The 24,059-nt window shown below is 38.6% G+C and carries 25 protein-coding genes, 1 pseudogene, 2 riboswitches and 1 other annotated feature; of the genes and pseudogenes, 15 read left to right on the plus strand and 11 right to left on the minus strand.

Annotated elements, in window-relative coordinates; genetic code table 11:
• Positions 1 to 52: 52 nt before the first annotated feature.
• A complete protein-coding gene (gene guaA, locus NSU13_RS03100) occupies positions 53 to 1,594 on the plus strand; it encodes a glutamine-hydrolyzing GMP synthase (protein WP_024424487.1) in 1,542 nt (513 codons plus the stop codon).
• A gap of 82 nt (positions 1,595 to 1,676) precedes the next feature.
• Here guaA and NSU13_RS03105 read toward each other — a convergent pair whose 3' ends face one another.
• The 4 genes from NSU13_RS03105 to NSU13_RS03120 form a co-directional block, all read right to left on the minus strand.
• Positions 1,677 to 2,153, minus strand: a complete 477-nt coding sequence (locus tag NSU13_RS03105) for a YbaK/EbsC family protein (RefSeq protein ID WP_252050202.1) — start codon at positions 2,151 to 2,153, stop codon at positions 1,677 to 1,679.
• An 18-nt stretch (positions 2,154 to 2,171) separates the two neighbouring features.
• A complete protein-coding gene (locus NSU13_RS03110) occupies positions 2,172 to 3,227 on the minus strand; it encodes an AraC family transcriptional regulator (protein WP_252050203.1) in 1,056 nt (351 codons plus the stop codon).
• Positions 3,228 to 4,889 (minus strand): 2-isopropylmalate synthase, encoded by a 1,662-nt coding sequence (locus NSU13_RS03115; RefSeq protein ID WP_041116050.1) that lies wholly within the window; start codon positions 4,887 to 4,889, stop codon positions 3,228 to 3,230. It lies immediately after the preceding gene.
• Positions 4,890 to 4,946: 57 nt separating this feature from the next.
• Positions 4,947 to 5,210, minus strand: a binding site (T-box leader).
• 219 nt (positions 5,211 to 5,429) lie between these two features.
• Positions 5,430 to 6,317 carry an AraC family transcriptional regulator gene (locus NSU13_RS03120; RefSeq protein ID WP_041116051.1) on the minus strand — a complete coding sequence of 296 codons (888 nt, stop codon included), beginning with the start codon at positions 6,315 to 6,317 and terminating at the stop codon, positions 5,430 to 5,432.
• Between the two features lie 104 nt (positions 6,318 to 6,421).
• Here NSU13_RS03120 and NSU13_RS03125 point away from each other — a divergent pair.
• A pseudogene (locus NSU13_RS03125) lies at positions 6,422 to 6,613 on the plus strand (GMP synthase (glutamine-hydrolyzing)); the annotation flags it as partial.
• A gap of 809 nt (positions 6,614 to 7,422) precedes the next feature.
• On the opposite strand, the gene NSU13_RS03130 reads toward NSU13_RS03125, so the two are convergent.
• From NSU13_RS03130 to NSU13_RS03150, 5 genes are all read right to left on the minus strand, one after another.
• Positions 7,423 to 7,632 carry a hypothetical protein gene (locus NSU13_RS03130; protein ID WP_024424492.1) on the minus strand — a complete coding sequence of 70 codons (210 nt, stop codon included), beginning with the start codon at positions 7,630 to 7,632 and terminating at the stop codon, positions 7,423 to 7,425.
• Between the two features lie 72 nt (positions 7,633 to 7,704).
• A complete protein-coding gene (locus NSU13_RS03135; protein WP_024424493.1) occupies positions 7,705 to 8,175 on the minus strand; it encodes a hypothetical protein in 471 nt (156 codons plus the stop codon).
• The gene (locus NSU13_RS03140) at positions 8,151 to 8,999 is read right to left on the minus strand and encodes an SAR2788 family putative toxin (protein ID WP_024424494.1); all 849 of its coding nucleotides are present in this window, start codon (positions 8,997 to 8,999) and stop codon (positions 8,151 to 8,153) included. Before NSU13_RS03140 ends, NSU13_RS03135 begins: the two co-directional genes overlap by 25 nt.
• 1 nt (position 9,000) lies before the next feature.
• Positions 9,001 to 9,930, minus strand: a complete 930-nt coding sequence (locus NSU13_RS03145; protein WP_024424495.1) for a S8 family serine peptidase — start codon at positions 9,928 to 9,930, stop codon at positions 9,001 to 9,003.
• Positions 9,931 to 10,678: 748 nt separating this feature from the next.
• Entirely contained in the window at positions 10,679 to 11,245 is a 567-nt protein-coding gene (locus NSU13_RS03150; protein WP_029707591.1) for a GNAT family N-acetyltransferase, read from the minus strand.
• 141 nt (positions 11,246 to 11,386) lie between these two features.
• Between NSU13_RS03150 and NSU13_RS03155 the strand changes: the two genes are divergently transcribed.
• Positions 11,387 to 11,956, plus strand: a complete 570-nt coding sequence (locus NSU13_RS03155) for a hypothetical protein (RefSeq protein ID WP_024426710.1) — start codon at positions 11,387 to 11,389, stop codon at positions 11,954 to 11,956.
• Between the two features lie 45 nt (positions 11,957 to 12,001).
• Here the strand turns inward: NSU13_RS03155 and NSU13_RS03160 are convergent, their stop codons facing one another.
• A complete protein-coding gene (locus tag NSU13_RS03160) occupies positions 12,002 to 12,175 on the minus strand; it encodes a hypothetical protein (RefSeq protein WP_041116052.1) in 174 nt (57 codons plus the stop codon).
• A 179-nt stretch (positions 12,176 to 12,354) separates the two neighbouring features.
• On the opposite strand from NSU13_RS03160, the gene NSU13_RS03165 reads away from it, so the two are divergent.
• Both NSU13_RS03165 and NSU13_RS03170 read left to right on the plus strand, forming a co-directional pair.
• Positions 12,355 to 12,900, plus strand: coding sequence for a sigma-70 family RNA polymerase sigma factor (locus tag NSU13_RS03165; protein WP_041116055.1), 546 nt, complete (start codon positions 12,355 to 12,357; stop codon positions 12,898 to 12,900).
• Positions 12,869 to 14,314: a DUF4179 domain-containing protein gene (locus tag NSU13_RS03170; RefSeq protein ID WP_041116057.1), complete on the plus strand. Its 1,446-nt coding sequence runs from the start codon at positions 12,869 to 12,871 to the stop codon at positions 14,312 to 14,314. The genes NSU13_RS03165 and NSU13_RS03170 overlap by 32 nt, the downstream gene beginning before the upstream one ends.
• Before the next feature lie 18 nt (positions 14,315 to 14,332).
• Here the strand turns inward: NSU13_RS03170 and NSU13_RS03175 are convergent, their stop codons facing one another.
• Positions 14,333 to 15,520, minus strand: coding sequence for an MFS transporter (locus tag NSU13_RS03175; protein WP_041116059.1), 1,188 nt, complete (start codon positions 15,518 to 15,520; stop codon positions 14,333 to 14,335).
• Between the two features lie 100 nt (positions 15,521 to 15,620).
• Between NSU13_RS03175 and NSU13_RS03180 the strand changes: the two genes are divergently transcribed.
• From NSU13_RS03180 to purB, 10 genes are all read left to right on the plus strand, one after another.
• Positions 15,621 to 16,517, plus strand: coding sequence for a LysR family transcriptional regulator (locus NSU13_RS03180; RefSeq protein ID WP_024426705.1), 897 nt, complete (start codon positions 15,621 to 15,623; stop codon positions 16,515 to 16,517).
• Positions 16,518 to 16,632: 115 nt separating this feature from the next.
• Positions 16,633 to 16,734, plus strand: a riboswitch (purine riboswitch).
• 145 nt (positions 16,735 to 16,879) lie between these two features.
• Positions 16,880 to 18,205, plus strand: coding sequence for an NCS2 family permease (locus tag NSU13_RS03185; RefSeq protein WP_024424502.1), 1,326 nt, complete (start codon positions 16,880 to 16,882; stop codon positions 18,203 to 18,205).
• 207 nt (positions 18,206 to 18,412) lie between these two features.
• Complete coding sequence (locus tag NSU13_RS03190) at positions 18,413 to 18,574, plus strand: hypothetical protein (protein WP_166644707.1); 162 nt, start codon at positions 18,413 to 18,415, stop codon at positions 18,572 to 18,574.
• An 11-nt stretch (positions 18,575 to 18,585) separates the two neighbouring features.
• On the plus strand, positions 18,586 to 18,765 hold the full coding sequence (locus NSU13_RS03195) for a YezD family protein (protein WP_024424503.1): 180 nt from the start codon (positions 18,586 to 18,588) through the stop codon (positions 18,763 to 18,765).
• Between the two features lie 222 nt (positions 18,766 to 18,987).
• Positions 18,988 to 19,779 carry a hypothetical protein gene (locus tag NSU13_RS03200; RefSeq protein ID WP_211043988.1) on the plus strand — a complete coding sequence of 264 codons (792 nt, stop codon included), beginning with the start codon at positions 18,988 to 18,990 and terminating at the stop codon, positions 19,777 to 19,779.
• Between the two features lie 204 nt (positions 19,780 to 19,983).
• Positions 19,984 to 20,538, plus strand: a complete 555-nt coding sequence (locus NSU13_RS03205; RefSeq protein WP_024424505.1) for a DUF2179 domain-containing protein — start codon at positions 19,984 to 19,986, stop codon at positions 20,536 to 20,538.
• Complete coding sequence (locus NSU13_RS03210) at positions 20,535 to 20,735, plus strand: NETI motif-containing protein (protein ID WP_012009137.1); 201 nt, start codon at positions 20,535 to 20,537, stop codon at positions 20,733 to 20,735. The genes NSU13_RS03205 and NSU13_RS03210 overlap by 4 nt, the downstream gene beginning before the upstream one ends.
• A gap of 79 nt (positions 20,736 to 20,814) precedes the next feature.
• Positions 20,815 to 20,916: riboswitch (purine riboswitch) on the plus strand.
• A gap of 169 nt (positions 20,917 to 21,085) precedes the next feature.
• A complete protein-coding gene (gene purE / locus NSU13_RS03215; protein WP_024424506.1) occupies positions 21,086 to 21,574 on the plus strand; it encodes a 5-(carboxyamino)imidazole ribonucleotide mutase in 489 nt (162 codons plus the stop codon).
• Complete coding sequence (purK, locus tag NSU13_RS03220) at positions 21,567 to 22,709, plus strand: 5-(carboxyamino)imidazole ribonucleotide synthase (protein ID WP_168948582.1); 1,143 nt, start codon at positions 21,567 to 21,569, stop codon at positions 22,707 to 22,709. The genes purE and purK overlap by 8 nt, the downstream gene beginning before the upstream one ends.
• Entirely contained in the window at positions 22,706 to 24,001 is a 1,296-nt protein-coding gene (purB, locus tag NSU13_RS03225) for an adenylosuccinate lyase (RefSeq protein WP_008355754.1), read from the plus strand. Before purK ends, purB begins: the two co-directional genes overlap by 4 nt.
• The last annotated feature ends 58 nt before the right edge of the window (positions 24,002 to 24,059 follow it).

Below are 24,059 nucleotides of genomic sequence, written 5' to 3' on the forward strand. Positions count from 1 at the left end.
TCATTTTTTCTGTGCGTTTATAAAAAACTATATTGGACATAGAGGTGACACCATGACAAATTTAGTAAATGAAATGATTTTGGTTCTCGATTTCGGCAGTCAGTACAATCAGCTGATCACACGCCGTATTCGTGAATTTGGTGTGTACAGTGAGCTTCATCCGCACACTTTAACTGCTGAAGAAATTAAAGAAATGGCACCTAAAGGAATCATCCTTTCTGGTGGACCAAACAGTGTTTATGATGAAGGATCTTTCCGCTGTGATGAAAAGATCTTTGATCTAGACATTCCGGTTCTAGGCATTTGCTACGGCATGCAGCTCATGACTCACTATTTAGGCGGGAAAGTAGAAGCGGCCAGCCAACGTGAATATGGAAAAGCAGATATTCATATTAACGGAACACCTGCTCTATTCAAAGACCTTCCAACGGATCAAGTCGTTTGGATGAGCCATGGTGACCTCGTTGTTGAAGTACCAGAAGGCTTTACAGTCGATGCAACAAGTGCACATTGTCCAAACTCAGCCATGAGCTTAGCTGAGAAGAATTTCTATGGCGTTCAATTCCATCCAGAGGTTCGTCACTCTGAGTACGGAAATGACCTATTGAAAAACTTTGTCTTCGGCGTGTGTGATTGCGATGGCAAATGGTCAATGGAGAACTTCATTGAAATCGAAATGCAGAAAATCCGTGAAACAGTAGGCGACAAGCAAGTATTGTGCGCACTAAGCGGCGGTGTGGATTCATCTGTTGTGGCGGTATTGATCCACAAAGCCATCGGCGATCAGCTGACATGTATTTTCGTTGACCACGGTCTTCTTCGCAAAGGCGAAGCAGAAGGGGTTATGAAAACATTTAGCGAAGGTTTCAACATGAACGTGATTAAAGTAGATGCGAAAGATCGTTTCTTAAACAAGCTAAAAGGTGTGTCTGATCCTGAGCAAAAACGTAAAATCATCGGTAACGAATTTATTTATGTATTCGATGATGAAGCGGACAAGCTAAAAGGAATCGACTACTTAGCACAAGGAACACTTTACACAGACATCATTGAGAGCGGAACAGCAACGGCACAAACAATCAAATCTCACCACAACGTAGGCGGTCTTCCAGAAGACATGCAGTTCGAATTGATTGAGCCACTCAATACGCTATTCAAGGATGAAGTTCGTGCCCTAGGTTCAGAGCTTGGCATTCCTGATGACATTGTCTGGAGACAGCCATTCCCAGGTCCAGGACTAGGTATCCGTGTACTAGGTGAAATTTCTGAAGAAAAACTAGAAATCGTCCGTGAATCGGATGCGATTCTACGCGAAGAAATTGCCAACTTCGGCCTTGAGCGCGACATCTGGCAATACTTCACGGTTCTCCCAGACATCCGCAGCGTAGGTGTTATGGGTGACGCAAGAACATACGACTACACAATCGGCATCCGTGCTGTTACATCTATTGATGGGATGACGAGTGACTGGGCAAGAATCCCTTGGGACGTGCTAGAAAAGATCTCAACTCGTATCGTCAATGAAGTGAAGCATATTAACCGCGTGGTGTATGATATTACGAGTAAGCCGCCTGCTACGATTGAGTGGGAGTAAATGTAAAAGAGCTAAAAACCTTTGTGTATCAAGGGTTTCTAGCTCTTTTTTATTTTCAACTGCACTTTTTCCTTCCATTTTTTTATTCATCATTCCATCCCTTACACACATCAATCCATTGTGAATAACCGGAGTATTTTTCTAATTGTTTTATTGTGAGTTCAATAGCACTGTTACTGCTCCCGCAGGCTGGATAGACTGTCTCAAAACGTTTGAGTGAAATATCTAAATAAACAGAAACGCCATTCTTTATAGCAAAAGGACATACTCCGCCAATTTCATGACCGACCAAGTCAACGACCTCATGAGGAGAAAGCATTTTAGCTTTTGTTTTAAAATATTCCTTGAATTTTTTGTTATCAACTTTTGCATCGCCAGAGGTCACAATTAAAATAGCTTGTCCCTTTACTAGAAAGGATAGTGTTTTTGCGATTCTTTCAGGTTCGCAGCCCAATGCAGAAGCAGCCAAGTCTACAGTTGCACTAGATACTGAAAATTCTTGAATTCGAGTATCCATATCATATTGTTTAAAGTAATCTTTTACTTGTTTGATGGACATTATCATTTCTCCTCTTTATTATCTATTATTTAATCGATATTGATGTGGTGTTAGGTGATACTTTCTCTTAAATAAACGAATGAAATGCTCTACATTTTGATAACCAACGGCTGCCGCAATATGATCTACTTGTGAATTGCTGCCAGTGAGCATTTCGCAGGCTTTTTCCAATCTTATTTCTTGTCGAATCGCACGAAATGATTTGCCAAGCTTACGAGCTATATATTTTGACAGGTAAGACTGTGAAAGGTTAAATTTCTCTGCCATCTCCTGGATGGTGATATGCTCACAACATTGCTGAATATATTGGAGCATTTCAATAATACGTATATCACGATATTGTTTGACCTGATTGACGTTCATATGACTTGGTTTGAATCTTAATAAGAGACATAATAATATCTCAAACAAATTATTCATAATCAACTGGTAACTAGGAAACCGATTATAATTTTCTGTAAATAGTTGAAGAGAGCAATCTAGCAAATGTTTATCCAAGTGACTATGGAAAATAAGAATATTTTTATTTTCTTTTATATACAATGCATTCAAAAAGAATTCTGAAATGACATTGTTTCCTTTTAACATTTTAAAAAACACTTTTTGAAAAGTACTCTTACGGATCATGATTTGCATGGCGATTGTATTCTCCATTACAATTGGCTTGTGTATGGTGTCAGGTGGAATAAAGGCAATATCTCCTGATTTTAAAGTCATTTTTTTATCTTCCACTTCTACATACATCTCATTTTCCAGAACATAGATCATTTCAAAGAAATCATGGATAGCCGACAATTGAGGCATAAAACGGCTATACTTTCTCACTTCGATATCTTTCTCCTGACCTAACCACATGGTATCTTCCTTTTCAAATTCGTTCTGCCCTTTTTGCAAAAATTCTTCAATATATATTTGTTTATGCATTAAATTGTGTTTATCATAATTCTTCAAAAATAATTGCAATGATTGATTGTCATGCTTTTTCTGTTGGTATTGTTGATAAAAAATTTCTTGCTCGTTATATTCTCTTAAATATTGCATCACTTCATGTTTTTCAAGTTTATCTTTTTCCATCTACATCCAAACCTCTAGTTTATTTACTGCAACCACCAGGGCCTTCACTGTTGCTTCTATAATATCTTTATCAATTCCAGCACCCCAATGCATTTTTCCTTGATATGAAATTCCAATCTGTGCACAGGCTTTTGCTTGGGAATCTTTGCCCAAAGAATTCTGTTCATAGACTTCCAAAACATATTCGAGATGAAAATATGCTTTTAACGCATTACTGATTGCATCTAAACTTCCAGTGCCAGTTCCTTGTATTTCAATTTGTTGATCATCTCTCAGCAAAGTTAAGGTAACTTCCTGCTTCTCTCCTTTATGAAATTGATAATCAAGCAGCTGGAAATGAGGGTGATAATCAACATACTGTTCTTTAAAAACATGATATATTTCTTCGACAGACAATTCCTTACTTGCCTGATCAGATACTTTCTTCGCTTCATATCCCATGGCTTCATTCATTTGATAAGGAAGTTGAATGCCATAATTTGTTTCTAGTATATAGCTTATGCCGCCTTTTCCAGACTGGCTGTTGATTCGAATCACATCCGCTTGATAATTCCTCCCCAAGTCAACGGGATCTACTGGGATATACGGAACGTCCCATTTATCAACTTTATTTTCTTTTCTATATTTCATACCTTTAGATATCGCATCTTGATGTGACCCAGAGAATGCGGTGAAAACCATTTCCCCAGAATAGGGCTGCCTCTCAGGAACGGTGATTTTTGTTAGTTTTTCATATTTTTTACGAATCGCTTCTAGGTTATTGAAATTCAATTTTGGATCATAACCTTGTGAATACATATTCATCGCCAAGGTAATCAAGTCTACGTTCCCTGTACGTTCACCGATACCAAATAATGTACCTTCGACTCTTTCTGCGCCAGCTAGAACACCAAATTCTGCATCACTCACCCCAGAGCCGCGGTCATTATGAGGATGAACAGATAATGTCACACTGTCTCGGTAAGACAGATTTTTGTGTATATACTCAATCTGACTTGCAAAGATATGAGGCATTGAATATTCAACTGTTGTCGGAATATTGATGATCGCTTTATGAGCTCGTGTCGGTTTCCAAATATCTAAAACACTATTACAAATATCTAACGCATAATCAACTTCTGTTCCTGGAAAGCTTTCTGGACTATATTGAAAATAAATATCACTATTTGTTTTTTCGGCAAGTTCTTTTACTAAAATAGCTCCATCAATGGCAATTTGTTTAATTTCATCTTTTGTTTTCTTAAATACCTGTCTGCGCTGCGCTTCTGAAGTCGAATTATATAAATGAACAATTGCTTTCGGTACTCCCTTAATGGCTTCGAAGGTTCGGCGGATAATATGCTCTCTCGCTTGTGTGATCACCATAATCGTGACATCGTCTGGAATCATATGATGATCAATCAGTGTCCGTAACAGCCTAAACTCCGTATCAGAAGCAGCTGGAAATGCGATTTCAATTTCTTTAAAACCTATCTCTACTAGTAACTGAAACATTTCTAATTTTTCTTCTAAGTTCATAGGAATAGATAATGCTTGATTACCATCCCGTAAGTCCACACTGCACCATATCGGAGCACTTTCTAATGTTTCTTTCTTCACCCAATCATAAGTAAGCTTCGGTGGCAAAAAGTATTTCTTTTCGTATTTTTTGTGGTTAAACATCATCGATTCCTCCTAGAAAATAGAATATAAAAAAAGCCTTTCATCCCCAATATTTACCTTGGAGACGAAAGACTTCTTCTTACGCGGTACCACCCCTGTTTCATGATAAACAAACATTATCATGCCCTTATTCGGATACAGATTGTTTGATCTGTATCCTTCCCATATAACGGTGGGGTGCCGACCTTAACTACATCAATACTTTTCATTTCACTAAGGCTACTCTAAGGTGAGTTCCCTGCTTTTTTGTTATTGCTTCTCATCAACCAGCAACTTTCTGAAAACATTTCGGCAAGTACTATTCCTTATCATCGCATTCTCATTTTTCTGATTTTTTCTATTATACCAAGTCTATAAAAAAGAGATAGTGATAGGGATATCTTTTTTAATTGATTTTTTTTGTTCTATGGGTGCTTATCTTTAATCCTCTTCACCAAATAAAATTCCGAGGCCACAAATAAAGGTGAGTGAATTCATAGCGAACAATAAAATCGCACCAATTTTTTTCATGACAATGAACCTCCTCTTAAATTCGATCTGCTAGCCTTCAAAATTTAAATTCACTGGTTCATCCTCTAAATGATCCACAGTATTTTGTTCTGTCACGGGGACACTTTCATCTACAATTTTAAAACTAAGTTCGTCCATCCAAATGTGACCTTGACCATGTAGTAATATGCCAAACGCAATGACTTCACTTTTGACTGGAACATCCAATACTACACTAAAATGATTCCAGCCGTTTGTTCCTGTAATGGGGCGGTTCATCATGTTGTCAAACGCAAGAACTTCACCTGAAGAATGGTCAATCCTCATCCATAAACCAGCTGAACCTTTCACATCTTCGCTTTTGACAAAAGCAGAAAATTGAAGGCGTTCTCCACGGTAACGATCAGACTTAATTTGCTGCATCAAGGTCGCGAATCCTCGTGCTTTTTCATCTTTTGATTTCAGGTAAGCTGAGGTAGTACCACTGTGTACAATTCTGTTATCCAGACCTGTTTCATAATCAGATGGTGTTTCTCCCGTCATAATCCAGCCGGTAGGTGTGTTCTTATTTGCAGCCATATTCATTTCCTCCTTGTCAATGACATTCCTTAGTAATCTCCGATAACGTGCGGGTGACATATCATATATCTTCTTAAAGGCTCTAGTGAAGGACTCCTGTGAACTAAATCGATACTGCAATGCAATGTCAATCGCCCGTTGATCCGTATGAATTAAATCCTTCGCCGCTTGGGTCATTCGACGTTCCCTTATATAATCGACAACTGACTTCTTAATCACTTTCTTGAATATACGGTGAAAGTGAAACCTAGAATAACCAGCGTGTTTCGCTAGAGTTTGAAGCGGTAAATCATCTTTCAGATGCTGTTCAATATAATTTAATGTTTCTTGAATCGTTTTCTCATGTTCTTGATAGGACAACCGAGCACCTCCTTGCCTTACGAGTTTAGTATAGCGGAAATGCTCTTTAGGAAACTTGACTTTTTGTGCTGTGTTGCAATTATAGAATGGACCTTATAGTCCTAGGTTCAGGACTGGGTATCCGTGTACTGGGTGGAGTTTCTGAAGAAAATCTAGAAATCATCCGGGAATAAGATTTAATTCTACTCGAAGAAATTTCCATCTTAGGCTTTGAGTGAGACATCTGACAATATTTTGAGGTTCTCCCAGACATCCACAACAAAGGTGCCATGGATGACGCCAGAATATACGACTAAACAATTGGTATCGGTGCTATCACTTTGATTAATTACAGTTTCAGCAGAACTGCAAAAAATATTTAATTAGATAAATGTAGGTTGAGGGATATTGAAGGAAAATCAGATGTGAAGGGGATACAATGAATGAACAACTTAAAATTATTATTGATCTCATAATTAAAGCAGATAATACAATTGAAAAGAATATCATATTCGAAAAATTTTTTAATAAATCAGATCATATAAAAATATTCAAATATTAATGAAAGTTTTAAAAATAGGGAAATTAACGGTTATAAAATATTTCTCCTGACTATACAAAAATGTGGATTCTTGATAGTAATTATATTGGAGGGGATTACCGAAAATAAAAGTTGGTAAAGTTGTACATTTTGATTTGAATATTTTGACGTATTTAAACAGGTTATTAAATGATTATAGACAAAATATTCAGAAGAATGAATTTCTCGATTATCTAAATTTTTTTAAAAATAATCAATTCAATTATAATATTACTACTGCATTAATGGAACGCTCAATGTCCGATATAAGTGGTGTTGATAAGAATATTTGGAGGGTACTCTAAAAAAACTGTTGAGCCCATTTTAAATACAGTTTGGGATATTTACCATGTAAGATTAATAGAACAATCTTTTTTTATAGATAATAGTAATAAGGAAGAGATATTTTTATCATAATTTCAGTTCAAGAGATGATGCTTTTAATGAGTTATCTAAAATAAATCAAATAAAGGTTTTTGTAATTAATGATGGAAGACCGCTTGCAATTCGAGATATAGGTATAAAAGATATTTGTAACGACGAATTTTACAATGAGCTTTCATTCTTCATTTTTATTGCTATTTTTGGGCATTCTTCTCTGTTTTGATTTATTAGCCATATCGATCCTACAAATATAGACATCCCAAACATCTTTAAAATAAAACTTGTCAAAAATGTATATCCTTCGATTTCAATACCTAGCATAATTGTGGCTATTATGATTCCTATAAAACCAGCTAAGAAATATAAAATCAAAAATACACCTCCTCTAAAAACATCCTACTAAAACATTGAAAAGAACCCCTAACCAGGAGTTCCTTTCTCTATTCAATATTTTCTTAATGGGATATTTCCAATAAAGTTTTTTAGTGAAATTTTATAATGTTGTTCAATGTCACGTCCAAGGTTTTCATGTAATACCTTCATTTGTTCAATTATATAATTAAGATCGAATACATTATATAACTGTTGAGTTTCCCAAATAGTGGTGAGTCGAGCCTTATTATCAAATGGTATTACTGAAATAATGGGGTCGTCTTCCTCATACTCCATTGTGTAATATCTATACTCTGTAACTTTGTTTTTTTTCTTTATCTTTTTAATCCAGTCGTGCAAAGATGCATAAAATTCTAATAAGGCGATATTTTCTTCAAAATATACTTCGCCATTTATAACTATTTTAAACTCTCCCTCTACTCTTAGAGCTGTTGATGGATCTTTCTTCATGTTCTTTGGAATATCTTTCTCATCAGATGTGAACATATAATCAAATTCTACTTGATTGGATAAGCTGTCCATATTTTACCATCCCAACCTATAACTATTTTTATTTTTGTCTCACCTTTTGTTCCGATTTTCTTTTTCAGATTTGCAGTGATGACAAAGGATAGTTTTTTATTATTGTTTATAGTAAACGAAACATTTTTAGATTGTAAAGCTTCTTTTATCCATTTATTTACTGTGCTCTTGCTTTTGGTATCAAATTTTCTGTATCTACCTTTTGCATTACTAAGATGTTTGTTGCTAACAGAAAACTTAGAAACTTTTTTTATACCTTGTTTAATTACCTGTTTTTTAAAAGTTTTTATTATTAGCTTCTTTCCGTATTTTTTAATAGCATATTGAATACCAAACCTAGAAACAATTCCAACTATTATTGCTGGAACAATTGATGACTGAGCTTCTATGGTGCTAACTTTATACTCTTTTCCTGTTTCATCATCCACAAAGGTTGCTGTAAAATCATTTCCTTCAATCTCTTCAATTAACACGTTGAATTTGTTAGTTTCTTTTTCCCCATTTTCTAACTCTGTAATACCATCAACTGTGATTTCACCTGTCTCATGATTAATTTTCATGTCAGTTTGGACATTCATACTCTCAGCTTCAAGCTGAGTAGATATATTAACTTCATCTAGGCTTTCCTTAACTTCCATTAACATATCTTGTTCTAGCTCTATCCCCAATTCTTTTTCAACATTCACTTCATATTCTTTACTAGCATTCTCTTCTATTCTTAAAGCATCAGAATCAATTTCGCCTGATTTTGCACTTGCAAATTCAGGAACAACTCCACACAAAAACAATGTTAACACAAGAATTTTTATTAAAACCTTTTTCAATCTAATTCTCTCCCTTGTTACAAATAATCATCCCATTGCCATACTCTCTGTCATAACCTAGCTTTCCAAGATCAACTGTATTTTTCTTGAGTGTTTGATGAACATTCTCTTTAGATTTGTATTTTTTAGAATACAAACAGCCTATAGCACCTGTTGCAAACGCAGTTGCAAAGGATGTACCTTTTACCTTTGTATATCCTCCGTGTATATCAGTTGTTTTAATATTTACTCCAGGCGCAGAAAAGTCAATTTTTCCTTTTGCTGAAATTGGATCAATTTTTAGTTTTTCGTTAAGTGAGGATATCGATAAGACGCCTTCATATTTTGCAGGGTATTCAACAGTTAGACCTAATGTATTTCCAGAAGCAGCTGTAATTGTTATATTGTTATCTAAAGCAATTTTTATAACATTTCGTAATTCATCGTAGTCTTTTCCAAATCCGAAACTTATATTAATTATGTCTACCTTTTGCTCAATACACCATTTAATCCCTTTGACAACATCTTCAACTTTTCCTTTGCCATTTTTATTTAGTACCTTGACATCATAAATAATGGGATTCTGTGAAATACCTTTTATTTCTTCACCAGTTGCAGCGATTATTCCGGCAATTGCTGTACCATGACCATAATCATCTTCGATAGATTTTTTTGGTTTAATAGCATTGTACTCATAAAAAGTTAAATCTTTAAACTCTTTATGTGACTTATTAATACCGCTATCAAGGATAGCAATTTTGACATAATTCTTATGATTATTAGGTTTTTCATGACCTATAACTTTATATCCCCATAGCAGGTCTTTTTCCTTCTCTGTCTTGTATGATTTACTATTATCCTCAGAAACATCGCCAGATAGTCCCCAACATAATACAATTGCAAGAATCACTAGGCACGAAACAAATAGTAATAAGGCTTTTGACTTTTTCATTCAAGCTTCCTTCTCACATGCAGTATTTAGAATTAATACAGAATATACCTCCCTTCCCTTTTTATGAAATACAAGAATATATTAACCTATATTTATTTTGATGTAAATGTTATTTAAGGTAATATATCCTTATATATTTAAAATTTCCCATGCGTGTACTACTGTAAATATGCCAGTTCTTCTTCTTGACTCGTTTACTTAATAATTATCTATGATTTTTTGATTAAAAATGTTTTGCCACTGCCAACTATGACCTGATAACACAATGAGTTTATTCATTACTTGTTGTAACCTCACTCCAACTCCACATGTCCAACGTTCTCCAAAATTGAAAGCGAAACAAGTAAACGTAAAAATAATGTCACTAAAATAGATTTTGAAAATGAAAAATCTAAATTAATCAGTGAAATTGCAAATGGACAAAAGCTCTTTTTTTGGAATATGAATTATTCCAACTAAAACAGATTAAAGAATAGGCTATTTTTATTTGAATCTTGTACTTAGAAAAGAAAAGTAAGTGAAATAGTGTAATTACTTAAGTGTGGATCTGCATTTTGTTCAAAAATTTTTACTATTACTGATACTATAATTATAGAAAGGGTGTTGAATATTGCTGGAATTGTAAGTAAATTAGAAGGGTTACCATGCAAAGAAACTCTAGTCATAAACTTGACTAGAGGTTTCTTACTGGGTAATTGTGCAATTTTAATTCATTCACTTTAACGCTTCTGTTTAAAAATCATTCAGTTTATTTGAAATCCCTCTTCAAAATCGAATAAATAAACACATCATCAAACCCATTCTGACCAAGATCATACTCCCTTAATAAACCCTCTCGAACAAAATCAACATTCTCCAATAATTGAACAGAGGACGTATTTGCTGGATCAATAATCGCTTCAATCCGATTCAGATACATTTCCTGAAACCCATATCGTAACACCGCAGCAATTGCTTCGCTCATGATGCCTTTTCTCCAATGATCGTGGTGTAATTCATAGCCGATTTCCGTGCGGCAGTGCTGTTTTTCTAGATTGAGAAAGCCGCAGCTGCCGATGATCGCAGGATCATCTTTTAGAGAAATGCCCCAGCGGATGCCTGTTTGTTCTTTGAAGATGTCGTGATACCACTTGATTTCTCCTTTTGTGTCTTCAATCGTTTCATGAGCATCAATGCCCATGTAGCGGCACACGGTTTCATTGGATAAGTAGATGTGCATATCCTCAGCGTCTTCGATTGTTGCTTGTTTTAAGATTAGTCTTTCGGTATGTATGGTTGGAAATGATTGCGGGAATATCAGTTTATGTCTATACATATTTTTCTCCTCGTGCAATTTTATTTAAATTATACCTGTACTGGTCGATTTTGTGTAATGCTTTGGTATAATATGTGAGAATGTGATTGCGGGGATAATTCACAAACAGAATTCGATTAAAAGCAAAAGAGGATAATTGAAATGGGTATTTTTCTAATTATGATCGTCATCGTGATGATCATCGTATCTTTAGCGATCTATTTGTTTAAAAAGGGAATCATCCATTCTAAAGTGTTAGTGATTGTAGGTTCTGTTTTAGGAGGAACCGCACTATTTGTTTGGGTGGCTATGTTTTTTAATTTTCACTCTGTATCTTTAACAAATGAATCGCTAGGTCATTTTAAGATTGGTGAAAAATTTGAGAGAGATCATACTTTTGTGGAGAATACTCAATTCTCCCATCCTAAACAGAGGGTCTATATGGAAAAAGAAAATCAAGATTTTGTAGTATCAGTTGATCAACATCATCGAGTTACATCTATTTACAATCAGTCAAAACAGAAAAAACTCAAAACATCTAAGGGAATCACTATTGGAGACGATTATTCATCTGTGCTACAAACATATGGAGATCAATTCAAGAAGCTCTGGTTTGTCGAAGGGTATAGCAAAGGTATACAATATCAAGATCAATCAAACGGTATCATTCTGGAGTTCTTTTTCAATGACAATAAACTAGCACTCATTGAACTTCGTAGTAAGCGGAAATAAAAAAGTAGAAAGTAAAAACAAGCATTTCAATTGAAATGCTTGTTTTTATGTTTCTTTTCCATAACATGTCTTACAATAAAAAACCCCTTCATTCCTGAGCCAAGCCTTTACCTCTGTCATTCCTCGTCTCTTTGGATAGACCAGCTTGACGTACACTTCTTCGTTTCCTTCTATCTTTTTCTGACAGCTAGCACACGTGGGTTCTTCAAATAGAAACAATCGACTTACTCCTTTTTGTACATATTTCTTCCATTATATCAAATGTTCGACATGTTCTTTGCGGCTCGTTCTTCACTTTCTCTATTTTTATCCGACATATGCTAAGTAAAAGAAATTTCCATTTGTTGAAACCGTTTGAAAGAAAGCTTGCTCTAACAGGTGTAGGAGGTGTGAGTGTGATGAAGCAAGTGCGTCTAATTAAAAAAGCACAAAAAGGGAATGTCCCGGCATTTGAGAAATTAATGCTGATGTATCAAGAGCGTTTATATAAAACAGCTTTTCTCTACACAAGAAATAAAGAGGATTCGTTAGATGCTGTTCAAGAGACGGTATTTAAAGCGTTTAAGCATCTATCTGGTTTGAAAGAACCGGCTTATTTTTCTAGCTGGCTGACGAGAATTTTGATTCATACAATTTTTGCGATGAAGAAAAAACAGCAAGATGTTGTTCCGTTTGAACAGCAGCACGAAAGCGTTGAGCGTCATGATTTTTTGGAAGACAAGCTCGATTTAAAAAATGCACTTGAAGTGTTAGATGAGCAATACCAGGTGGTCATTCAGTTGTTTTATTTTCAAGATTATTCAATTTCGATGATTTCTGAGCAGATGGGTGTGCCTGAAGGAACGGTTAAAACTCATTTGTATCGAGCAAGAAAGTTATTAAAGCAAACATTGGAGAAGGAGGAGAGTGTCGATGAAACGAAAAGAAATGAAAAAGCTTTATGATGAGATTGATGTACCAATGGTTGAAGTAACCTCTGCGATTCGCCAAGCAATAGGAGATGTAAAAGCGGAACAGAAAAGACATTGGTTCAAATGGAACTGGAGAACGCCAATATACTCTGTCATTGTTCTCATCGTCCTTTATTTTTCTTCAGGTTTTCTTTTTCCTTCTCTTAATACAGCAATGGCACGTGTACCGATTATTGGGCAGTTTTATATGATGTTTCACGATAAAGTAGGAATGTCTCTTTTTCAGAGTGATTTGGTGAAGCATGTCAATGAAGGGGCTGAATCAAGAGGGGTGACTGTGAAAGTAAACAGCGTGTACTATGATGCCGGGCGGCTTGTTTATACGTTTACGGTGGAGAATCTCCATACAAAAGAAGATTCTGTATCGTTCAGAGTGAATGCAGAAAAAATCGATGGAAACTTCCAACTTAATTATGATAAAACAGAGTTGAAAAAATTAAAAGATGGCCGCTATGTTGGGCAGACGGAAGTCTATACAAATGGACAAACGATCAAACAAGGTCAGCAAGTGCCACTTGTCATTTCGAAGATTGGGGATATTGCAGGGAATTGGCGTTTCAAGTTACCTGTGGTCAAGCAAAAAACCACCTTACTAGCGGGACAAAAAGACGTGTCTATTTTAAATGGACGTTATCAAATAAGAAACGTAAAGGTAGAAAATGGAGTGAATGGCTCTGCTATTCAATATGCCATTGATTACAATGGTTTTGCCAAAGATGATAGAGTTAGTATTGATAGAATGAAGGATAATTTAGGGAATGAGTATGAGCTTGAGATTGGAACCGTTTTAAGAAAAAAACAACTGACTTCTGACAAAACTAGAAAAGATCATTTGACAATTTTGAATCAGCCGATCAATCCAAAGGCGACTGAATTGACATTTTACACAGATGTGAGATACGAACGAGAATACAGCCACATCATTCCTCTCAAGACAAAGCTGCCTGTTCAGTTCAAAACAAAACACCATGGCATCGGAATCAAAATCATTAAGATAGAGCAAAAAGACCGTTCTGTGATTGTTGATTATCAATTTACTGGAGTAGATCAAAAAGAATTAGATCAGGATGTGATGGAGAATATAGGTGAATTCATTGGATTAGGCGATGTTGAAAAGATGAAATCATGGCCCGATCCACAAGCAGACTATGAAAGCGGATATTACTTGAAGGGGAACCATGCGAAGGTGACGAATTTAAAGACAGCTTCCATGCAATCCACCTTTGAATTTGATGATAAGAATTTAGAGACTTTATCATTAAACCATTTTTCTTTTAAAGAATATGGGCTTTATCTTGATTTGACTGAACTGAACATGTTGGCACCACAGAAAGCGATAAAGGTAACCATTCCAGTCAAAAAAGAAACTTCAAAAGCTAGTCGATAAATAAGAAAGCGAACATGGTTATACATGTTCGCTTTTTGTCTGTTGTTCCACCAGTCGATGACGATTGATCGAATACCGAATCAACATCAACGCCACAAAACTAGCTAATCCGCCAATCCAACTTAAATTAGTCACATTTGTATACTGTATAATCACACCGCCCATTGACGATCCGAGCATCATGCCGATGTTCATAATCGCTGTATTAAAGCTTAGCACGGTTTCTGATGCTTGGGGTTTAAGGGAGATCAGATAAAATTGCTTCGCTGGTGTTGTTGTCCATGTGGCGATGCCCCAAATGGCGAGTGTGATCAAGACGCTAATTGTAGAGAATTGCGTAAAGAATAAGGCAAAGAGAGCGAACATCTGGATCATGATGCTGATCGAGATGGTTCGGTTTGGTCCCCATTGATCAACGGCGAAGCCGCCAAAGCGTGAGCCGATAAAAGCAGAAATGCCTAAGACGAGCAAGGCCATGCTTGTCATTTCAATTGAAAAGCCGGCGGTCTGTCGTAATAAAGGAGAGATATAAGCAAAGACCATCGTGTAGCCTAAGATCCAAAAGACCGTCGTGGCTAAGCCGCTGATCACTCTGCGGTCTTGAAGAATGTGTAATTGCTGCTTTAATGGCAGATGTGAATGTCCCTCTATGCGTGGCAGCAATTGATAAAGAAGCAAGAAGAGACAAGCAGTACCTAGTGCAATGATGAGAAAAATATAGTGCCAATCCACGTGGCCTGATAGAAATGTTCCAATCGGCACACCAAGTACGAGTGAAACAGTGAATCCAGTGATGACAGTCGCCATTGCGCTTCCCTTTTTTTCTGGCGGGGCGATCTGCGCTGCATAATTCGTGGCGACGACAATATATAAACCGCCGCTCATGGCCATGATGACACGAGAGAGCAGGAGCAGCACAAAATGATGGCTGAAAAAGGCGAGCATATTGCCTAAAATAAACACAAAAATAGCTGATAACAAAACCTTTTTTCGGTTCAGCTTCGACGTTGCCATGACTAAAAAGAGAGCGCCCACTGCATAAAAAAGAGAATAGACGGTGATGAGCTGTCCGGCAGCAGGAATAGAGATGTGTAAATCAACAGCAATGATATCTAGAATGCCTGACACAACGAATTCTGACGTGCCTGTGACAAATGAACCGACAGCTAAAAGAATGATTAATAGCTGATGAGATGTGTTTTTCATTTTGAACCCTTCCTTCATGTTGATACGTTGTCTTTAGTTTAAATTCCGTGCTAACATAAGTAAAATTGATGTTTTTCATGAAGGAGATGAGTAAATACTCATGAGCTTTGTTCGCTTTGATATTATCGCAAAAGTTGTGGAGCTTGGCAGTTTTACAGCAGCAGCTGAAGCATTAAACATGACGCAGTCAGCTGTCAGTCATGCAGTGGCAAATTTAGAGTCAGAGTGGGGCGTGTCTTTATTCATTCGTGACCGAAAAAAAGGTATTATGCTGACGGAGATTGGTCAAACGCTTCTCCCGCATATTAGAGAAGTGTTAAATAGAGTGGAGAAAATCCAGCAAGAAATTGCGTTAACGAAAAATATTGAAACGGGCCTGATTCGTATCGGCACATTTGCCAGTGCCTCTGCTTGTTTATTGCCTAAACTGCTTGTGAGCTATCAGAAAAAACATCCGAAAATCGAATTTAAATTCTATGAGGGAACGTATGAAGAAATATTGGAGTGGCTGGATTCTGGCATCATTGATGTTGGATTCGTTGTAAAGGGTCATGCGGATGAAGCCTTTGATTTAATGCCGCTTATGAAAGATGAGATGGTCGTCGCCTATCACCCAAATCATCGATATGAACAGCAGCCCATTGTGGATATAACAGATTTGGCGGGTGAACCATTTATTATGCCGACTGGCATGTATCAATCACATGTAGAGGATATTTTTTCAGAGGCGCAAATGAAGCCGGCTGTTTTATTTGAAGTTCATGATTGTACGACCATTGCCCGTATGGTCGGGGAAGGACTTGGCGTCACGATAGGTCCGGAGTTATTTTTAAAAACGCAGCAGCTTGTGCATATTCGCCAGCTGAATGTCTCTCATCATCGTGAGGTTGCGCTCGCCTGTCCGTCGCTCTCTCAAGCTTCGCCGGCAGTGAAAGAGTTTTTCCATGTAGCCGAAGCGGTTTTTGCAAAAGAGAAGGATTTGGGGAAGGGTGTATAAAGAACTACATGTGAATTTCCAAATTCGTGTAATAAGACGAATGAAGCGGACATTTCTTTGAAAAATGTTCGCTTTTCGTATTGTGTTTTAAAAATGAAGTTGGTACAATAGACACAGAAATCAAATAGATAGAAGTCGTATAATCGCGGGGATATGGCCCGCAAGTTTCTACCAAGCTACCGTAAATGGCTTGACTACGTCAATTCACACTCGTTTGATATAAATCATGCATTGTTCTTGTTTTATGTCACAGTCTGAATTCACATATGGTAGTCAAGCGTCCCAAAATTGTTGGGGCGTTTTTTATTTGACTAGTGAATGGGGCAGGCTAAAGCAAAAGGACATGAAGGGAGTCAGTTGGCTTGAAACAGTTTTTTCAGTTTGATGAATTAGGTACGAATTACCGCAGAGAGATCATCGGTGGTTTAACCACATTTTTGTCGATGGCTTACATTCTGTTTGTTAATCCGATCACACTTGCATTAGTGTCTGTGCCGGATTTTCCAGATAAATTACGAATTGATCAGGGGGCAGTCTTTACAGCGACGGCGTTAGCTTCTGCTGCAGGGTGTATTCTGATGGGATTGATCGCCAGGTATCCGATTGCGATTGCACCCGGTATGGGTCTGAATGCGTTCTTCGCCTTTTCGGTTGTACTTGGCATGGGCATCAAATGGGAAGCTGCACTTTCAGGTGTGTTTGTTTCAGGATTGATTTTCGTTGCTCTTTCTTTAACAGGTTTCCGTGAAAAAATCATCAATGCCATTCCGGCTGAGCTGAAGCTGGCAGTTGGTGCGGGTATTGGTTTGTTCATTACGTTTGTCGGTCTTCAAGGCTCTGGCATTATCGCCAATAATGATAATACGCTCGTTTCGCTTGGAAATATTCATAGTGGTCCGGTTCTGTTAACGGTGTTTGGTATCGTTGTGACGGTCATTTTAATGGTACTTCGAGTGAATGCAGGTGTCTTCATTGGGATGCTTGTGACAGCTATTGCAGGGATGATTTTTGGTCTTGTGCCAGTACCATCTCAAATTGTGGGAAGTATTCCAAGCTTGTCTCCAACCTTTGGTCAAGCCTTGATTCACTTACCAGAAATTTTCTCTATTCAAATGCTTGTCGTGATTTTAACGTTCTTATTCGTTGGGTTCTTTGATACAGCTGGTACACTTGTGGCTGTGGCAACACAGGCTGGTTTAATGAAGAATAATGAGCTGCCTCGTGCAGGAAGAGCACTTCTGGCGGATTCTTCTTCTATTGTTGTAGGTTCTATTCTTGGTACATCTACAACAACATCTTATGTTGAATCTAGCTCAGGTGTTGCTGCTGGTGCGCGTTCTGGTTTTGCAGCTGTCGTCACAGGTATTTTCTTCTTGCTTGCGATGTTCTTCTCACCACTTTTATCCATCGTTACATCGAATGTAACAGCACCTGCTTTAATCATTGTCGGTGCGCTGATGGTCGCTCCGCTGGCGAAGATTGCATGGGATCGTTTTGAAATTGCGGTACCAGCTTTCTTAACGATGATTATGATGCCACTGACATACAGTATTGCAACAGGGATTGCGGTTGGCTTTATTTTCTACCCGATTACGATGATCTTTAAAGGGAAAGCGAAAGAAGTGCATCCAATCATGTACGGATTGTTTGTCATCTTTATTCTATATTTTGCTTTCTTAAATCATTAATTGAACATCCGAAACAGCAGCTCATGGAAGCTGCTGTTTTTTTGTTAAAAAAATCAAAACATAGTTGACTTATAGGAATTATGTGTTTATGATAAAAAGACATAATTCGCTGATTGGATCACCAAAGGCGCTTTGATTTCCTTTTTAATAGAAGGTTTCAGGGTGCCTTTTTTTCTTGCAGACATTCAAAAGGGGAGGAGATGTCTTTTGTCACGCTGGCTTAGACAGGTGATTGAACGAAAAAAGCAGGTGCTGATTCAAAAGCTCCTTTTATGGGGGCATGAAGAAAAGCAGGAAGCGCTCATGCATTATACGATTCATGAGCTGGAAAATGAGGTTCTCTATTTAAAAGAGCGAAAACAAAAATAGGGGGATGAGCGATGGATGAACAAAAGCTGAATTATATTTTATCTGCCTTAAAAGGGATCGACTATGGATCAGTGGTCATCACCATTCATAATGGACATATTACACAGGTTGATACGACCAAGAAGACTCGGTTCCCCGCTCATCAGGAGAATCTCCGGGTCCAGCAAGGAAAGCGGAGTCAATATCGTTGACCATGAATTTCAACATTGATAAAAAGCTGATGGAGGCCGTCAGCTTTTTTGTTTTGTCTTATTTTCTCTCCATTTTAAAACCTCTGCTGCCTTTTATCCGTCTATTCGTATGAACGTCAAGGAATCTTGACTGAATAGAGAGACTCCGCTACTTTAAGAGGAGTCATCCGAACAGTTCATGCACTTTTAGCACTGTAAGGATTGGATAGGAGTTGATATGAGATGTTAGAGAAAGATCAAGATCAGGGGACATCTGAAAAGAAAAACGAAGAGTCATCAATAGATCAAGAAACAAGGCAATCCCGCCTCAGCCGCAGCGCTGCAAAACGAGGAAGAACCTCAAAAACAGCGGATGATGAGCGCTCAGCTATACAGCGTATACTGCAAGGTGTAGGAGGCGCGTTTAAGCGGTATGTTTCATATGGACTGGCGATGTTAAAATCACCGAGCCGGGCCATTAATCAAGCGGAAACATTGCGTATGAAGTACGCCTGGATCTCGATTGTGTTATTCAGCGTGTTTTTTGCTTTAGGCAACTATGTTCAATTAAAGGCGTCAAAGACCCGTTTATTAGGCTTTGGCATTCATTATTCTTTTGGTGACGCCTTTTTGAGGATTGCGGTCTTTACACTCATTTTGTTGACATTGATGATGCTTACCGTCTGGATGCTCGGAAAGTACATGCTAAAAGGAAACATATCACTGAAAGAAGTGATCATGAAGTTTGGTGCTGCGCTTGTGCCGGTGTTGGTTTTATCCATCCTTTGGCTTGTATTTGCCATGCTGAATATTCCATATGTGACCGTCATAATATCTGTGATGATGTTTGTCGGCCTCCAGTTGATTGCGGTCGTGCTCTTTCGCTCGATTCAATCGGAGCATGATGCCGTACGTGGAGATTTGATGTATGTGGGCTGGGTCTTTTTATTGGTTGAGCTTGTCATCATTGCGCTGCTCTGGGGCATAGTCGGGGAGTATTTGATTCCATCACTTGTTCCTGTTCGATTTGGATAAAACACACTGAAAACCTCCTTTTTTGAAAAAGGAGGTTTTCATGTTGAGAAGAGAAAAAAACGGGTAAACTCTTGGTAACAAACACCATCCTTGTTGTCGAAAGATATATGTGTTTTGATCGCGTAAATTTGATTGTATCAAGGTATGTTCTCTAGTAGAATATGGGGTGCTTTATTTGATTTTTTAGTGCAGGGGGTTCGAATCGTGCTTCAACAACTTTTATCCAATGCGTTCACCATGGTTTTAATCATTTTAGTGATTAATATTGTTTATGTTTCTTTTTCCACCATGCGTTTGATTTTAACGATGAAAGGCAGACGGTACGCAGCTGCTTTTGCGGGTACGATCGAAATGCTCATTTATGTCATTGGGTTAAGTATCGTTCTAGATAACTTAGATCAAATACAAAATGTCATTGCGTATGCGCTAGGCTATGGGATGGGGATCATTGTCGGGATGAAAATTGAAGAGAAGCTGGCACTTGGCTACACAACTGTTAACGTGATCACAAAAGAATTGGATGTCGATCTCCCAAGACAATTGAGAGAAAAAGGATATGGTGTCACCAGCTGGGTAGCAGGCGGTCTTGAAGGAGACCGGACAGCATTGCAAATTTTAACACCGAGAAAATATGAACTGCAATTATATGAAACGATTAAGACGCTGGATTCAAAGGCATTTATCATTTCATATGAGCCCAAATCGATTCACGGTGGCTTCTGGGTGAAGGCTGTGAAGAAAAGGAGAATTAAAGAATGACCGCAAAACCAAAGAAGAAAAAATTCTATGTGGAAGACAACATGACGATTGATCAAGTGTTGTCCCAGATGGCAGCGGAAGGCTACTCGCCTGTCCGTCGAATGGAGGAACCGATTTTTCAAGAAAAGAAGGAAAATGGGTCGATTCAGATCATTCCGATTGGGAAAAAAATCGTATTTGAAGGAAAAATAGTCTAAATCCGAACATTAAAACGACGACTTCGTAGATTGTTCGATAAATCCGTTGACATCATGAACATCCGTTGTTAAGATAAACATGAAATCAAAACACGAGCCTCATATAATCTTGGGAATATGGCCCATAAGTTTCTACCCAGTTACCGTAAATGACTGGACTATGCAGGATAGTGAACAAAACTGACATGGCGTTTCAAAAGCGAACAGCGCTTACCATGGCCCGGTTTGTGTTGCTTCCTAACATTGCAATACAGACCGGGCCTTTTTGTTCGGCGTTTGACAAGCTGCTTAGGTTTGGGAAGCGTGTCAAACGATACAAAATCGAATAACAGCTTAAAGGTGGGGACAAAATGAAGCCGCTTGTAGGTGTCATCATGGGAAGTACATCTGATTGGGAAACAATGAAAAATGCGTGCGACATCTTAGAGGAATTAAACATTCCGTATGAAAAACAGGTAGTATCCGCACACCGGACACCTGACTTGATGTTTGAATATGCGACTGAAGCAAGAGGTAAAGGACTAAAGGTCATCATTGCCGGTGCTGGAGGCGCAGCACATTTACCGGGGATGGTCGCAGCAAAAACGACACTGCCGGTCATTGGTGTGCCTGTACAATCAAAGGCACTAAACGGGCTTGATTCCTTATTATCCATCGTTCAAATGCCAGGCGGTGTACCAGTTGCTACAGTAGCCATTGGCAAAGCCGGTGCAACAAATGCAGGCCTTCTTGCCGCACAAATGATTTCAGCATTTGATGAAAAGGTCGCAGCTCGCCTTGAAGAAAGAAGAGAGCAGACAAAACAGACTGTACTAGAAAGCAGTGATCAGCTTGGCTAAGCAGACCATTTTTCCAAACGCAACCATCGGGATCATTGGCGGCGGACAGCTTGGCAGATACATGGCTGTCAGCGCAAAGCAAATGGGGTACCGGGCAGCAGTTCTAGACCCAGTCGCACAATCTCCTTGCGGACAGGTTGCCGATAAAGAAATCACAGCCGCATATAGTGACCTTGAAGCGATTCGAAAGCTGGCAGACATCAGCGATGTGGTGACTTATGAGTTTGAAAATATTGATTATGATGCACTCAATCAGCTGAAGGAAGAAGCCTATTTACCACAAGGAAGCGACCTTCTCCTTTTAACTCAAAATCGTGAGACCGAGAAAAAAGGAATTGTAGACGCAGGCTGTGAAGTAGCGCCTTACCGCATCGTTCATGATGAAAAAGAGCTGGAAGACGCAGTGGACGTGCTCGGTTTGCCAGCCGTGCTGAAAACATGCAGAGGCGGCTACGACGGAAAAGGACAGTACGTCATTAAAGAAAAAGGACAGCTTCAGGAAGCAGCTGCACTGCTCACACATGGAACTTGTATTTTAGAAAGCTGGGTTCCATTCCAAATGGAGCTATCAGTGATCGTCACTCGTTCTGTTCATGGAGAGATTGCAGTATTCCCAGTCGCTGAAAACATTCATAAGCATAATATTTTGTTCCAAAGCATTGTACCTGCAAGGGTAGAGAACCGCATTCAGGAGAAGGCGAAAGAACTGGCAACAACACTGGCTGAAAAGCTGGGGCTGGTTGGTACTCTTGCTGTAGAACTGTTCCTGACAAATGACGGAAAGCTGCTCGTCAATGAACTGGCACCACGCCCGCATAATTCTGGTCATTATACACTCGATTTATGTGAGACAAGTCAGTTTGAACAGCACGTCCGCGCTATATGTGGTTTGCCGCTTGGCGGTACAGCCCTTTTATCAGAGGGAATGATGGTGAATTTATTAGGCGATGAAGTGGACATTCCAAAAGAGCATCCTGAGCTTCTCAAAGAAGCGAAGCTTTATCTATATGGAAAGCATGAAGTAAAAGCCGGCCGCAAGATGGGGCATATGACGTTTATGAAACAGCTCGATGATGAGTGGATGACAAACATCACAAAGATATGGACTGAAAGAGATGGAGGAAACGGGAAATGATCGAACGTTACGCACGACCAGAAATGTCAGCAATCTGGACAGAGGAAAACAAATTTAATGCATGGCTTGAAGTAGAAATTCTCGCTTGTGAAGCTTGGGCAGAGCTTGGCGTCATTCCGAAAGAAGACGTTGTGACAATGCGCAAGAATGCAAGCTTTGATATTGGACGTATTTTAGAGATTGAACAAGACACGCGCCACGACGTGGTTGCCTTTACGCGTGCTGTCTCTGAATCTCTAGGAGAAGAAAGAAAGTGGGTTCATTACGGATTAACATCGACAGACGTAGTGGATACGGCGCTTTCATATCTATTAAAACAGGCGAACGATATCCTGCTCAAGGACATTGAGAGATTTGTTGACATACTAAAAGAAAAAGCAAAAGAGCACAAATATACCGTCATGATGGGCCGTACACACGGTGTACACGCTGAACCGACAACATTTGGCCTGAAGCTTGCTCTTTGGTACGAGGAAATGAAGCGTAACCTAGAACGTTTTAAACAAGCAAAAGCTGGCATTGAATATGGCAAAATCTCTGGAGCTGTTGGCACATATGCGAACATCGACCCGTTTGTTGAGCAATATGTATGTGAGAAGCTCGGCATCAAAGCTGCACCAATTTCAACCCAAACCTTGCAGCGTGACCGCCATGCAGATTACATGGCTACTCTTGCTTTAGTCGCAACGAGCATTGAGAAATTTGCTGTTGAAATTCGTGGCCTTCAAAAGAGTGAAACACGTGAAGTAGAAGAGTTCTTTGCCAAAGGACAAAAAGGATCATCAGCGATGCCGCATAAGCGTAACCCAATCGGCTCTGAAAATATGACGGGAATTGCCCGCGTGATCCGTGGATATATGCTGACAGCTTATGAAAATGTACCGCTTTGGCATGAGCGTGATATTTCTCATTCATCTGCTGAGCGCATCATTTTACCAGATGCAACGATTGCACTGAACTATATGCTCAACCGTTTCTCAAACATCGTGAAAAACTTAACGGTTTTCCCTGAGAACATGAAACGCAACATGGACCGCACACTTGGCTTAATTTACTCACAGCGCGTTCTTCTTGCATTAATCGATACAGGCATGGCACGTGAAGAGGCATATGACACGGTTCAGCCAAAGGCAATGGAAGCGTGGGAGAAGCAAGTACCGTTCCGTTCATTAGTAGAAGCAGAAGAAAAAATCACGTCACGCTTAACACCGGAACAAATCGCTGACTGCTTCGATTACAACTATCATTTGAAAAATGTCGATATGATTTTCGAACGTCTAGGTCTTGCGTAAGAAATGGGCCGCCTGCTTGCCAGGCGCCCAATCCTGAAAATTGCCAACATTCAAATTA

Origin of the sequence: Bacillus sp. FSL M8-0049, assembly GCF_038593355.1 — a bacterium.
GTDB lineage: Bacteria > Bacillota > Bacilli > Bacillales > Bacillaceae > Bacillus > Bacillus safensis.

Excerpts from the sequence above, each read along its gene's own strand:
- NSU13_RS03150 (WP_029707591.1), bottom strand. The coding sequence starts at position 11,245 with ATGTATAGACATAAACTGATATTCCCGCAATCATTTCCAACCATACAT.
- NSU13_RS03170 (WP_041116057.1), top strand. The coding sequence starts at position 12,869 with ATGAAACGAAAAGAAATGAAAAAGCTTTATGATGAGATTGATGTACCA.
- NSU13_RS03105 (WP_252050202.1), bottom strand. The coding sequence starts at position 2,153 with ATGTCCATCAAACAAGTAAAAGATTACTTTAAACAATATGATATGGAT.
- NSU13_RS03110 (WP_252050203.1), bottom strand. The coding sequence starts at position 3,227 with ATGGAAAAAGATAAACTTGAAAAACATGAAGTGATGCAATATTTAAGA.
- purE (WP_024424506.1), top strand. The coding sequence starts at position 21,086 with ATGAAGCCGCTTGTAGGTGTCATCATGGGAAGTACATCTGATTGGGAA.
- NSU13_RS03165 (WP_041116055.1), top strand. The coding sequence starts at position 12,355 with ATGAAGCAAGTGCGTCTAATTAAAAAAGCACAAAAAGGGAATGTCCCG.
- NSU13_RS03195 (WP_024424503.1), top strand. The coding sequence starts at position 18,586 with ATGGATGAACAAAAGCTGAATTATATTTTATCTGCCTTAAAAGGGATC.
- NSU13_RS03145 (WP_024424495.1), bottom strand. The coding sequence starts at position 9,930 with ATGAAAAAGTCAAAAGCCTTATTACTATTTGTTTCGTGCCTAGTGATT.
- NSU13_RS03135 (WP_024424493.1), bottom strand. The coding sequence starts at position 8,175 with ATGGACAGCTTATCCAATCAAGTAGAATTTGATTATATGTTCACATCT.
- NSU13_RS03175 (WP_041116059.1), bottom strand. The coding sequence starts at position 15,520 with ATGAAAAACACATCTCATCAGCTATTAATCATTCTTTTAGCTGTCGGT.
- NSU13_RS03180 (WP_024426705.1), top strand. The coding sequence starts at position 15,621 with ATGAGCTTTGTTCGCTTTGATATTATCGCAAAAGTTGTGGAGCTTGGC.
- guaA (WP_024424487.1), top strand. The coding sequence starts at position 53 with ATGACAAATTTAGTAAATGAAATGATTTTGGTTCTCGATTTCGGCAGT.
- purB (WP_008355754.1), top strand. The coding sequence starts at position 22,706 with ATGATCGAACGTTACGCACGACCAGAAATGTCAGCAATCTGGACAGAG.
- NSU13_RS03210 (WP_012009137.1), top strand. The coding sequence starts at position 20,535 with ATGACCGCAAAACCAAAGAAGAAAAAATTCTATGTGGAAGACAACATG.
- NSU13_RS03155 (WP_024426710.1), top strand. The coding sequence starts at position 11,387 with ATGGGTATTTTTCTAATTATGATCGTCATCGTGATGATCATCGTATCT.
- NSU13_RS03200 (WP_211043988.1), top strand. The coding sequence starts at position 18,988 with ATGTTAGAGAAAGATCAAGATCAGGGGACATCTGAAAAGAAAAACGAA.
- NSU13_RS03115 (WP_041116050.1), bottom strand. The coding sequence starts at position 4,889 with ATGTTTAACCACAAAAAATACGAAAAGAAATACTTTTTGCCACCGAAG.